The 12259-nt window shown below is 40.6% G+C and carries 15 protein-coding genes and 1 pseudogene; 8 read left to right on the top strand and 8 right to left on the bottom strand.

From position 1 onward, the window contains the following. The first annotated feature begins 119 nt into the window (after window positions 1-119). The 6 genes and pseudogenes from hemH (at window position 120) to MKP07_RS38515 (ending at window position 4116) form a co-directional block, all read left to right on the top strand. A pseudogene (gene hemH, locus MKP07_RS14135) lies at window positions 120-1168 on the top strand (ferrochelatase). A gap of 31 nt (window positions 1169-1199) precedes the next feature. After that, the gene (locus MKP07_RS14130) at window positions 1200-1673 is read left to right on the top strand and encodes an OsmC family protein (RefSeq protein ID WP_240847770.1); all 474 of its coding nucleotides are present in this window, start codon (window positions 1200-1202) and stop codon (window positions 1671-1673) included. A gap of 57 nt (window positions 1674-1730) precedes the next feature. After that, window positions 1731-1943 (top strand): four helix bundle protein, encoded by a 213-nt coding sequence (locus MKP07_RS14125; RefSeq protein WP_240847769.1) that lies wholly within the window; start codon window positions 1731-1733, stop codon window positions 1941-1943. A 189-nt stretch (window positions 1944-2132) separates the two neighbouring features. Continuing rightward, window positions 2133-2687 (top strand): CopD family protein, encoded by a 555-nt coding sequence (locus MKP07_RS14120; protein ID WP_240847768.1) that lies wholly within the window; start codon window positions 2133-2135, stop codon window positions 2685-2687. Window positions 2688-2854: 167 nt separating this feature from the next. Further along, window positions 2855-3697, top strand: coding sequence for an FN3 domain-containing metallophosphoesterase family protein (locus MKP07_RS38520; RefSeq protein WP_262919298.1), 843 nt, complete (start codon window positions 2855-2857; stop codon window positions 3695-3697). Beyond that, the gene (locus MKP07_RS38515) at window positions 3679-4116 is read left to right on the top strand and encodes a metallophosphoesterase family protein (RefSeq protein WP_317235819.1); all 438 of its coding nucleotides are present in this window, start codon (window positions 3679-3681) and stop codon (window positions 4114-4116) included. Before MKP07_RS38520 ends, MKP07_RS38515 begins: the two co-directional genes overlap by 19 nt. Here MKP07_RS38515 and MKP07_RS14110 read toward each other — a convergent pair. The 6 genes from MKP07_RS14110 to ruvC form a co-directional block, all read right to left on the bottom strand. After that, complete coding sequence (locus MKP07_RS14110) at window positions 4090-4569, bottom strand: hypothetical protein (RefSeq protein ID WP_240847767.1); 480 nt, start codon at window positions 4567-4569, stop codon at window positions 4090-4092. The genes MKP07_RS38515 and MKP07_RS14110 overlap by 27 nt on opposite strands. A gap of 215 nt (window positions 4570-4784) precedes the next feature. Further along, window positions 4785-5348, bottom strand: coding sequence for an ATP synthase F1 subunit delta (gene atpH, locus MKP07_RS14105; RefSeq protein ID WP_240847766.1), 564 nt, complete (start codon window positions 5346-5348; stop codon window positions 4785-4787). Window positions 5349-5414: 66 nt separating this feature from the next. Continuing rightward, window positions 5415-5909 carry a F0F1 ATP synthase subunit B gene (gene atpF, locus MKP07_RS14100; RefSeq protein ID WP_240847765.1) on the bottom strand — a complete coding sequence of 165 codons (495 nt, stop codon included), beginning with the start codon at window positions 5907-5909 and terminating at the stop codon, window positions 5415-5417. Between the two features lie 214 nt (window positions 5910-6123). Further along, window positions 6124-6375, bottom strand: coding sequence for an ATP synthase F0 subunit C (gene atpE / locus MKP07_RS14095; protein WP_114792401.1), 252 nt, complete (start codon window positions 6373-6375; stop codon window positions 6124-6126). Window positions 6376-6413: 38 nt separating this feature from the next. After that, window positions 6414-7562: a F0F1 ATP synthase subunit A gene (gene atpB, locus MKP07_RS14090; protein ID WP_240847764.1), complete on the bottom strand. Its 1149-nt coding sequence runs from the start codon at window positions 7560-7562 to the stop codon at window positions 6414-6416. 426 nt (window positions 7563-7988) lie between these two features. Next, window positions 7989-8546: a crossover junction endodeoxyribonuclease RuvC gene (gene ruvC, locus MKP07_RS14085; protein WP_240847763.1), complete on the bottom strand. Its 558-nt coding sequence runs from the start codon at window positions 8544-8546 to the stop codon at window positions 7989-7991. 29 nt (window positions 8547-8575) lie between these two features. Between ruvC and MKP07_RS14080 the strand changes: the two genes are divergently transcribed. After that, a complete protein-coding gene (locus MKP07_RS14080; protein ID WP_240847762.1) occupies window positions 8576-9571 on the top strand; it encodes a lysylphosphatidylglycerol synthase transmembrane domain-containing protein in 996 nt (331 codons plus the stop codon). Next, window positions 9558-10382 (top strand): DUF3108 domain-containing protein, encoded by an 825-nt coding sequence (locus MKP07_RS14075; protein ID WP_240847761.1) that lies wholly within the window; start codon window positions 9558-9560, stop codon window positions 10380-10382. The genes MKP07_RS14080 and MKP07_RS14075 overlap by 14 nt, the downstream gene beginning before the upstream one ends. 128 nt (window positions 10383-10510) lie before the next feature. Here the strand turns inward: MKP07_RS14075 and MKP07_RS43770 are convergent, their stop codons facing one another. Then, window positions 10511-11413 (bottom strand): His/Gly/Thr/Pro-type tRNA ligase C-terminal domain-containing protein, encoded by a 903-nt coding sequence (locus MKP07_RS43770; RefSeq protein WP_317235818.1) that lies wholly within the window; start codon window positions 11411-11413, stop codon window positions 10511-10513. Then, the gene (locus MKP07_RS43765; protein ID WP_317235817.1) at window positions 11395-11988 is read right to left on the bottom strand and encodes an aminoacyl--tRNA ligase-related protein; all 594 of its coding nucleotides are present in this window, start codon (window positions 11986-11988) and stop codon (window positions 11395-11397) included. Before MKP07_RS43765 ends, MKP07_RS43770 begins: the two co-directional genes overlap by 19 nt. Window positions 11989-12259: the final 271 nt, after the last annotated feature.

Raw genomic sequence — 12259 nt, 5'->3', positions numbered from 1 at the left:
CGTCCATTCAGACAGGGATGGTATCGTATACATAAACTGCTCAATACTATATGCAGATATAGCAAGCCTTGTCAGAATACCCTTAAAGCAGCCATTTAAAAACTGCTTCGAACTGAATAATGAAAACAGGAATTATATTAATGAACTTGGGTTCGCCCGACAGTACCAGTGTACCTGATCTGAAAGTGTATCTGAAGGAATTTTTGATGGATGAGCGGGTAATAGACAAACCTCTTTGGCTAAGAACCTTACTCGTAAAGGGGATTATTGTACCAACCCGGCTCCCAAATCAGCTGAAGCTTACAAAACCATCTGGTGGGAAGAGGGCTCTCCATTAGTAGTGCTTACTGAGCGCCTGCAAAAAGCGCTGCAGGAAAAAGTGACAGAACCTGTTGAAATCGCCATGCGTTATCGTAAGCCCAACCCTAAAACAGCCTACGATAATTTATTAAAGAAAATGCCAGACCTGGAAGAAGTGATCCTGGTACCTTTATATCCTCATTACGCCATGAGCAGCTGGGAAACAGCTGTGGTTTATATGAAGGAAATCCACAAAAAATATAATTACAGCTTTGAATTAAAGACCGTACCGCCTTTTTATAAGCATCCCGCCTATATCAACGCTTTAGCGGAAAGTATGAAGCCTTATTTACAGGATGATTACGACCAGCTGCTATTTAGCTATCACGGCATTCCTGAACGTCATGTACTCAAAACAGACCCTACTAAACAACATTGCATGCAGGTAGATAATTGCTGTTATAAATCCAGCGACTCACACCCTACCTGTTACCGGCACCAGGTAACCATGACCAGCGAACTGGTTGCTAAAAAATTAGGATTAAAGAAAAACCAGTGGGCCCAAAGTTATCAAAGCCGCCTGGGCCGCGACCCCTGGTTATTGCCCAGCACACAGGAGCGCCTGCCTAACCTTCCTAAGGAAGGCGTAAAGAAAATGAAGGTAGTTTGTCCTTCTTTTATCAGCGACTGCCTGGAAACACTGGAAGAAATTGAAGAAAGAGGTAAGGAGGATTTTATAGCCAACGGAGGAGAAAAATATGAGTATATCCCCTGCGTTAATACCAGTGATATATGGGTAGATGCCTTGGTGCAATTGATCGACGAAGCCAAAGACGCTCCGTACGAAAGAATGTCTATTAATCAATAAGCTTAAAGCCGCTCAGGGGCTTTTTCATTGTATGACAAAAAAACATCATTATAAAACCCTTGTTTCCTGGCATGATGACAACGGCACAATTGAATACACCAGTTACTCAAGAGACCATATCATTGCTGTTGCAAATAAACCGGAAATAGCAGCCAGCTCAGATCCATCCTTTAGAGGGAATCCGGCTAAATATAATCCCGAAGAGTTATTTCTGGCTTCTATTTCTAACTGTCACATGCTTTGGTTCCTGCATTTATGCAGTGCGAATGGGATTATAGTGCTCCATTATGAAGACAATGCCGAGGGGATCATGGAGGAACAAAACAATGGCAGCGGACGATTTATCTCGGTAACCTTACATCCGGTTGTCACTGTTTCGTCAAAAGAAATGGCGGCCAAAGCTCAAGAGCTACATGCTGAAGCCAATAAGTTTTGTTTTATTGCTAATTCCCTCAATTTTGCAGTAACTCATCATCCCAAAATTATATCGAAAGAAAGTGAGTAGTCAGGTGAAGAGTGAATAAAGACTTTTAGGTACCTTTAAGATGCTAAATTATTACCTATGTTTTTAAAATTAAATCATCAAAACCTGGAAGCTTATAAAGTGTCTAAAAATCTTTTAATTGAATGTTATAGACTTTGTCATGCTCTGCCCGATTACGAGAAGTTTGCCATGGCATCTCAAATGAGAAGAGCCGCATTATCTAATTTGTTAAACATCGCCGAAGGAGCATCGAGGAAGTCAGAAGCTGAACAAAAAGATTTTTTGAAATAGCCAGAGGTTCGGTTGTTGAGATTGATGCAATTCTTGATGCTGCTGAAGCCTTAAACTATTTAAAAAATTTACCACTAAGTCAATTGGGGATTGATTTGCAAAATTCATTTAAACTGGTAACGGGACTAATAAACGCCAGAATGCAACACTAATCACCTCTCCATTGACCATTCACTATTGACTATTCACATGTCTTACTTATATTTCAAAGCCATTCACATCATTTTTGTTGTAACCTGGTTTGCGGGCCTGTTCTACATGCCGCGTCTGCTTATATACAACGTAGAAGCCAATGATAAAGAACCTGCAGTGAAACAGGCATTGCAATCACAGTTCGCCATTATGATGAAAAGGCTCTGGTACGGCATAACCTGGCCATCGGCAATTTTAACTTTGATCTTTGGGCTCTCCGTTCTCTTTAAGGGTTCCTGGCAATCTGTTTTACTACACAAAGAAGGTTTATGGTTGTTGCTTAAACTGATTTTAGTGGTTTTTCTTTATGGATATCATTTATACACGCATCGCATTTTCAAACAACAATTAAAAGGTCTATTCACGCTCAGCTCCCAGCAACTGAGAATGTGGAATGAAGCAGCCACCCTTCTTTTGATCAGCATTGTGATGCTTGTGGTAGTAAAACAAGGCATCAGCCTGGTTTGGGGACTTGTAGGCACGGTACTTTTGGTAATCATTTTGATGCTAGCCATCAGGATTTATAAACGCGTTAGAAATAAAAATTCATAGCGTCGTTAACTATCCTCAGATTTAAGACGGTACTGAAAGATAACATTTAGTTCAAACGTTTGCGCTGCAAATAACCTGCGCCATCTCCTATCTTTATAAAAATTTACACGCCCTGCTAAAGATGGGTTAGAACGTATTATAAGTCCATCGAACTAAATACTCCTGTTATGCAAACAAAGTCGTCATTAAAACGCCGGGATTTTATTGGAAATATATCCAAAGCAAGTCTTCTGGGTGTATTGGGCGTTGGTAACACAACACCCCTTGTAAAAAACATAAATGAGCTGTCAGCCCATCCCGCAGAAGGACATATCTTTTTGTCACAGCCTTACCTGCAGGCTCCCTCAGAAAATGGAATGAGCATTATGTGGATTACCAACAAGCTTTGTTATAGCTGGGTAGAATATGGAGAAGGAGATCAGCTCAATCAAAAAGCGCATGAAATTAAAGATGGTTTGGTAAATGCTTACAATAGGGTGAATGCAGTTCGTTTAAGCAATTTAAAACCTAATACAACCTATACCTATCGTGTAGTTTCTAAAGAAATTCTCGAATTTCAACCTTATAAGCTGGTTTATGGAGAAAGCATTACCAGTGATACCCGTACTTTCAAAACTGTAGAACCCAAAGCCAAAGAAGTGAGTTGGCTGATCATGAATGACATTCACGATCGTCCTCAATCTATACCTCACCTAATGAAGCTGAATGGAAATGATCCGTACGACTATGTGTTCTTTAACGGTGATATGTTCGACTATCAAACCGACGAACAGCAGATCATCAACCACATGCTCGCGCCCTGCCTGGAGAGCTTTGCAAGTAGCAAACCCTTTCTTTTTGTAAGAGGAAATCATGAAACAAGAGGCAAGTACAGTCGCGAACTGGCTGACTATTTTACATCGCCTTCTGGTAAATATTACTACTCTTACCAATGGGGGCCTGTTTATAATATTGTGCTTGACACCGGCGAAGACAAGCCGGATGATGCGCTGTGTATGCAGGTGTTGTAGATTTTGATTCGTATCGCAGGGAACAAGCCGCCTGGCTGGAAAAAGAGATGCAAACTCCAGCCTTTAAAAAAGCACCGTTCAGAGTAGTAATGATGCATATCCCTCACTTTTACTCGGGCGATTGGCATGGTCCCCTTCATTGCCGTGAATTATTTGCACCGCTTTTTGATCAATATAAAGTTGACATAGTAATCTCAGGCCACACCCACAAGTTCGGAGTGTTTGCACCCGAAAAAGGTAAACATAGCTACCCCATCATTATTGGAGGCGGACCTAAAGATGGTAACAGAACGCTGATAAAAGTAAAAGCCAATCAACAGGAGCTTTCTTTAAAAATGCTGAAAGATGATGGAAGCGAAGTTGGCAATTATATAGTAAAAAAAATAGCAATTTTAATGGGAACCTCTCTTCCCTGCTAAAAAGCTAAAAGCAATTCTCAAGTTCGGGGCTATCACCCAATCTTTAAAATCGGTGCCGCCGATTACACCGGCCTGCCACTCAAAATTTATTCGAGAGGACAAAGATCGCTGCATACCCCAGGCAGCTGTAAGGCCAACCGCTTCCCGTGCTGTTATGTTGCCCGAAGACAGGATTGGATTACCGTTTATAAAAACATCTGTTGCTATAAAATTGGCGGCATTATTATCTATTTTCTTTCCTTTCTTAAAACGTTTGTCCAGGTTATAGTAGTTTCTAAAACCGATGCCCAATTCGGGAACTATTGCATACCGAAATTCGGTCCCGCTAACAGAACCTGCGCTAAAAGACATACCACCAGCGACACCGCCTTCAAGCGTAATCACCGATTTACGGCTAACAGGTTTCTCCCATTGGTACGTAAGCCCTAAAACGGATAATTTGATTTTGTGCAACTGCTGCGCTGCAGGTAGATCAATATTGCTAATTCTATTCTGTGCACTAGCTGGCAAAATCGATCCGGTAAGAACAAAAAGAATAATTAAAAAAGGTGGTATCCTCATAAAGTTAAATTGGTAACCACAAGACGATAATGTTTAAGGGAGAGTTGCATGCATAAAAAGTCTGCAATATATTGCAGACTCAATAATCTCTGGTATTCAAGAATATCCTATCGTACCTTATAAATAAAGTCGTTATTCTTAAATTGCTTAGCCACCTCTCTAAGATCATAGGCGATACTGGCATCTACCATCTTATCGCCCATCTCCAACACAAAACCTCCAATAATATCAGGATTTACCGTTTCTTCCAATTCTACTTTTTCAACACCTGCTGCTTTCTTCACCTGTGCAATAATACCATCCCTGGTAGCATCACTAACAGCAACAGCAGTTGTAAGCTTTACCGTATTGATATTATTATGTCTCTTATATAAAGACACAAACTCGGTAAGTATTTCTGGTAAATAAGACTCCCTTGCCTTGCTTATCAGCAAACGGATAAAACCAGTAGTAATCTCACCAATATTGCCTTTAGCTACAGCCTCAACAATCTTCTGCTTTTTGTCTGCCTTAATAATAGGGCTACGCAGCAAACTCACAAAATCGCTGTTAGATTTACATACAGCCTGCAACCACTGAATATCTGCAAACACCTGATCCAACTGTCCTTTTTCTACCGCAATATCCAGTAGTGCTTTTGCGTATCTATGTGCTAACCGGGGATTCAGCATTTTATAATTACAATTTAATATTTCAGATTAATATTCTTACTACCCTGCTAACCGATCTAAAATCGACTAGTTCAATTTAACACTGTCAACCAAACTGTTGATATGTGCTTCCTGTTTGTTAGCCCCGCTCAATTCCTGTTTCAGAATTTTCTCGCTTACTTCTACAACCAGCTTGCCCACTTCATTTTTCACTTCGGTTAAAGCAGCCATTTTCTGAGCATTAATAGCCTGCTGAGCATCAGCAATAATTTTGGATGCTTCCGTTTTAGCCTGCTCTTTCGCTTCGTTAATGATCTTATCCTTTGTCTCGCGTGCTTCTTTCAATAAAGCGGCTCTTTCTTCACGCGCTTTAGCTAATAAAGCTTCGTTCTCATTTTGCAACTGGGCCATTTCTGCTTTTACTTTTTCAGCAGAAGCAATAGCGCCGGCAATATTTTGCTCACGCTCGTTTAAAGATTTTAAAATAGGTTTCCAGGCAAACTTTTTCAGTATCAGGAATACCACTAAGAAGGCTACAAGTGCCCATACAAAATAACCGAGGTCTGGAGTAACTAATCCCATTGTTTTATAAAGTTGATAAGTTATAAGTTGACAAGTTAACAGGGCGCACCTGTAAACCTTTCAACTTTTAAACATGTAAACTAATAGTTGATATGATATATAGCAGTATCACGATCTTTAGATCAAAATACTGATATCGACATAATAAAGAACTAAATTAATACTGCACCCGCCGCCCTTTGCTTTAGATGCAGTAAAATTTTTGATGAAGCTATTACTTCAATACAGCCAATAAGCCTGCGATTACCGCAAACAGGGCAACACCCTCGATAAAGGCTGCAGTTAAGATCATAGCACCACGAATGTCGTTTGCAGCTTCTGGCTGACGAGCGATACCTTCGGTAGCACCTTTACCGATTTGGCCAATACCCAAACCAGCACCAATTGCTGCTAAACCAGCGCCAATAGCTCCACCTACGTGAGACCAGCTACCAGTTACTTCCAACAAAGTGTTTAATAAATCCATGATTGTGATTTTATATATAATTAAAAATAGAAAACAAATTAATGATGCGGATGCACATCTTCTTCGTAATGATGATCACCAATAGCACCACCAATAAACACAGCAGTAAGATTGGTGAAAATATACGCCTGGATAAATGCAACCAGTATCTCAATTACGTAAATAAATACGGCAAACGCTATAGAAACAGGTGAGAATGCATATCCTGCTCCTTTACTCATTTCTCCGAAGATGAATATCAGGCTGATAAAGCTCAGGATAATAATGTGTCCCGCAGTCATGTTCGCAAATAAACGCACAATCAACGCGAAAGGCTTTGTAAATACACCTAGCAACTCCACTGGGATCATCAGGATTTTTACCGGAAGAGGTACGCCGGGGAACCAAAATACGTGCTCCCAATAATGCTTATTGGTGCTGAACAGAATGACAAAGAAAGATATAATACCCATAACTGCTGTGAAAGCAATGTTACCGGTAACGTTGGCGGCACCAGGCAGTAACCCAAAAATGTTATTAATTAAAATAAAGAAAAATACAGTTAACAGGTAAGGCAGGTACTTCTTGTATTTAGGACCCAGGTTGGGTTTGGCAATATCATCACGTACAAAAGTAATAACCGGCTCTACTGCATTCTGAAAACCCTTGGGAGCCGATGTTACACCCTGACCTTTCAGGTATTTTTTAGCCAGCGACGTTAAGATCAATACTAAAACGATCAGAGCCAATAACATTTGTGATACGTTCTTAGTAATAGAGAAGTCGAAAACCTTTACAGACTCATCTACATTACCATTAGCGTCAACAGGTACTACTTTATCATGCTCCAGCTTGTAGCCATTATACACTTCATGTCCGTGGTGGAATTTGGAAGACATAAAAGCCGAAAAACCTCTTTGCGGAGAATATACCAAAACCGGTAAAGGTAAAGTAGCGTGAAACTCGGTACCATCACTCTTTTTAAAATTAAAGAAGTGAAACTCATGCGAGTCAGCAATGTGATGCAGGATAGCTTCGCCCGGGTTAAAAGCCGATTCTGTAGCTGCCCCATGTTCGCCAGCCTCATGCTGTTCTGCCGGGGCAGATTCGTGCCCTTCTTCATGCTGCGCAAAAGCAGATTGTCCTGCAAAGACTAAAAATAGGCTGAAAGCCGCTACTATAAAGGATTTGAAGCCGTTAGAACCCATAATTCGCTGAAATTTGGCGCAAAGATAAGGGGAGTATGGGAAAATTGGCAGGTTTGAGGATTGAAAAGTTAATAAATGATCAATTTTAGAGGCTATGAATTACCATCTCCCTCTTCCTGAATTCTTTTTATTTTTTCACGATAACCCTTTATTAAGAATTACCCTACAGTTTTGGCTCCGGATAACATTTTACCTATTCGTATCAGCCGGCAAAGGGTCTGTAAGCGTTCCATATCTGACTTTTGCAGTCGCTTCTTTATGTTGTAATGTTCAGCTTCTTCTTGTGAAGAGAAACACTTCATGAACGGCACCTCGGGCTCGTTTACCACCGAAGACAAATCCTCTTCTTCCGTTATCTCATATTTTTTTCCGCTCTGGCCATCTTACTTGCAATTTACTCAATTTCCCTGGCAGTTCTCAAACTGCTTACTTTACCCTTTCAGGATTTTTCTTAATGAAGTCATCCCAACCTTTGAAACTACCGGAAGAAGGAATAGGCGATAAGATCTGGTAATGATGGCACACCGCTACTGCCAGCGCATCGGTTGCATCAAAATATTGTGGCAATTCCTTGATATTCATAGTTTGCTGCAGCATTTTCCATACCTGCTCCTTCTCTGCATTACCATTACCGGTTACCGCCAGCTTTACTTTCTTAGGAGAATACTCTGTTATGGGTAGATCATAATGCATTGCTGCTGCAATAGCTACCCCCTGCGCACGACCCAGTTTTAACATACTTTGTACGTTTTTTCCGAAAAATGGCGCTTCAATAGCAAACTCTGTCGGTCGGTAGGTCTTAATAAGTTCTGTTACTTTTTGGTGGATGAGGTTCAACCTTTCGTAGTTGCTCTTTTTTGCCGGCAGTTTTAACGCGTGCATTTCCAGCAACTGTATTTTTTGCCGCTGACAAGCGATGATCCCATAACCCATAATGATGGTTCCAGGATCAATACCCAATATTATTTTGGAAGATTCTTGCAAACAGATATTATTTTTACCTTCTTGTGAAGGTGAACAAAAATATTAAAATATTCATCAATTACTTTTTGGGGCCGGTGCTCTTTATTTGGCTGGCCTGGTCTATTTATAATCAGATCGGCAGTCAGAAAGGCCTCGAAGCGTCCCTTTCCCGTATTAAATCATCGCTGGCCAGCACCAATATCCTCTTCCTTTTAATAACAGTAGTCCTAATGATAGTTAATTGGGGACTGGAAGCCTATAAGTGGATGCTTGCGGTAAAGAGGGTTCAACATATTAGTTTCGGAAGGGCGTTTAAAGCCATTCTTTCCGGCATATCCTTTTCTATCAGTACACCCAACAGTATTGGGGAATATTTTGGGCGGGTGCTCTATATGAGCGAAGGGAACCGCATCAAAGCAATTTCTTTGACCGTTGTTGCGAATATGAGCCAGCTCATCGTCACATTTGCAATGGGCCTGGCCGCATTACTATTTATAAAGCAGGATCTGGTACTCGCAGGCATTGCTACACAGGCATTTATCAATGCTTTTGTATGGGTTTCGGCCATTATTATTGTTACACTACTGTTATTTTATTTCCGGCTGCCCTGGCTAATAAAAATTATTGATAAATTGCCGCAGGTCAGTAAATTTTCGTGGGCCATTGAGGCTATTGAGCATATCAATGCAACGTTGCTTGTAAAGTTCTTGTCTTTGTCTGTGATACGGTTTTCAGTGTTTAGCCTGCAGTATTTTTTACTGTTTCAGCTGTTCGATGTAAATGTAACTGTATTTCAAAGCTGGATGGGAATAAGTGTGATGTTTTTAGTGATGGCAATAATACCCACTATTGCACTTTTTACTGACCTGGGCTTAAAAAACGAATTAAGCATCCAGCTTATGGGATTATTTACAACCAACCATTTGGGCGTAAGCTTAACTTCGTTAAGTATATGGTTAATAAACCTGGTATTTCCGGCCCTGATCGGGAGCTTGCTGATACTGGGGATTAAGAATATTTTTAAAAATAGAAATGAAAGCACTTAAATTATCTGTACTCTCTCTTTTTGCTATTGCCGCAATGGCTAATACCAGGCTGCCGGCTGTGAAAGAAAACGAATCTGTACAAAAATGCGGGATTACCAATACTGCTTTTAAAGCCGGGGAAAAAGTGGGCTTTGTTGTTTATTACACAGCAGCCAAACTGATTAATGTTACCGCCGGAGCAGGATCTTTCACAACCACACTGGAAAAATTAAACGGTAAAAATGTATATCATGTAGTGGGCGAAGGACATACTTTGCCTTCCTACGAGTGGGCTTACAAAGCAAAGGACACTTATGAAACTTATATGGATGCCGAAAGTTTGCTCCCTCTAAAATTTGTAAGAAACATAGACGAAGGCGGCTATAAAAAATACCAGAACGTCAATTTTAATCGTGCAGCCAATACCGCTATCAGCAGCGAAGGCGTTTTTAAAATGCCTGCTTGTGCACATGACGTGGTAAGCGCTGTTTTTTATGCCAGAAATATCAATTTTAACGGCTTAAAAGTGAACGACAGAATACCTTTTAATGTTTTCCTGGACAACGAAGTGCATTCGATGTATGTACGTTACCTCGGAAAAGAAGTGGTAAGTACCAAATACGGCAAGTTTAATACTATCAAATTCAAACCTTTAACTATAAAAGGAACCATTTTTGAAGGTGGTGAACAAATGACGGTTTGGGTAACGGACGATGCCAATCACGTACCCGTTAGAATTGAAAGCCCGATTATAGTAGGTAAGGTAAGAATTGATATGACCAGCTTTGAAAACCTGCGTAACCCTATGACCGCTTTGATCAAAAAGAATTAAGTATAACAACCTCATTTTAAATGTAAAAAGATCCTTTCAGGGATCTTTTTTATTGCCGTCTGCAATGAAAAAAGCCAGGAAACTCTGAAATCTCCCGGCTGATATATTTATTCCCAAAAGTAATACTACTAATATGCTCTTGCAAAAAGTACGCGTCGCTTAGAAGGCTTACCACTCAATACACAAACACCCTCTTCAACTCCCATTTCATCGATAGGGATACAGCGAATAGTAGCTTTTGTTTTTTCTTTGATCTCGTTTTCCGTTTCAGCGGTACCATCCCAATGAGCCAAAATAAAACCGCCTTTGTTATCTAAGAGCTGTACAAATTCCTCCCAGGAGTCGGCTTTGGTAATGTGTTCATCCCGGTAGGTTTTCGCCTTTTTAAACATGTTGTTCTGGATATCCAGTAATAATCCGTCAATGTACTGGCTGATTCCATCGGCATGAATCAACTCTTTGGCTTTCGTATCCCTGCGGGCAATTTCTATCTGGTTGTTTGCCAGGTCTCGCGCGCCCAGGGTTACACGAACCGGAACACCTTTCAGCTCATATTCCGCAAATTTCCAGCCCGGCCTGTTATTATCATTATCATCATATTTAGCCCTTATGCCCATGGTTTTAAGGTCAGCTAGTATCTCTGTAGCCCTGGCGTCAATTAACGCCTTTTGCTCTTCTCCTTTATAAATAGGTACAATTACTACCTGTAATGGAGCAATTTTCGGAGGTAAGATCAAACCTTCGTCGTCGCTATGCGCCATCACCAATGCGCCTACTAGCCTCGTGCTAACACCCCAGCTGGTAGCCCAAACATACTCCTGCTTATTCTCTTTCGTAAGGTATTGAACATCAAAAGCTTTTGCAAAATTTTGCCCCAAAAAATGCGAGGTACCAGCCTGTAGTGCTTTACCATCCTGCATCAGCGCTTCAATACAATAGGTATCAACGGCGCCCGCAAAGCGTTCACTTTCTGTTTTCACCCCTTTTATTACCGGAACGGCCATAAACTCTTCTACAAACTCCGCATACACATCCAACATTTTTTTGCTTCAATCTCTGCCTCTTCCTGCGTTGCGTGCGCAGTATGACCTTCCTGCCACAAAAATTCAGCGGTACGCAAAAACAGGCGGGTGCGCATCTCCCATCTAACCACATTCGCCCATTGATTTACCAAAATGGGTAAATCGCGGTAAGACTGTATCCAGTCTTTATAAGTATTCCAGATAATTGTTTCACTCGTAGGCCGAACGATCAGTTCCTCTTCCAACTTTGCTTCAGGATCCACCACTACCCCTTTTCCATCCGGGTCATTTTTAAGGCGATAGTGCGTAACCACCGCACACTCTTTTGCAAAACCTTCTACGTGAGCCGCCTCTTTGCTTAAGAAGCTTTTAGGTATAAAAAGCGGGAAATAAGCGTTCACATGTCCCGTGTCTTTAAACATTTTATCCAGCGCATCACGCATATTTTCCCAAAGGGCAAAACCATAGGGTTTTATCACCATACAACCTCTTACAGCAGAATAATCAGCCAGTCCGCCTTTTAGTACCAGGTCATTGTACCATTGTGAGTAGTCCTGTTGTCTTGATGTAATTTCTTTACTCATAATTTTGTTATGTTTTAAAACCCGCTAATAATAAGCCGTTTATCCATATTCCTGTTCCTTAAAATATCTTTTCACCCTTCATTTTCACCACTATTTCGCCAACCAACCTTTTTTAACAAAAAATGTTGTGAATTAAAAGCAAATTGTGCATCCTTTTATCACGTTTCAGCGTCACAACAATTAGGGGATAATGTGTTATTTTTACAAATTGCTATTTTAGGGATCGCAAATGTAAATTTTAAGCCCAACTAAAACAATTATTAAATATATA

This window comes from Paraniabella hibiscisoli, from assembly GCF_022512515.1.
GTDB classification, from domain to species: domain Bacteria; phylum Bacteroidota; class Bacteroidia; order Chitinophagales; family Chitinophagaceae; genus Niabella; species Niabella hibiscisoli.
Note: the sequence above shows the minus strand (reverse complement) of the source record. Positions and strands in the feature narration are given on the sequence as shown.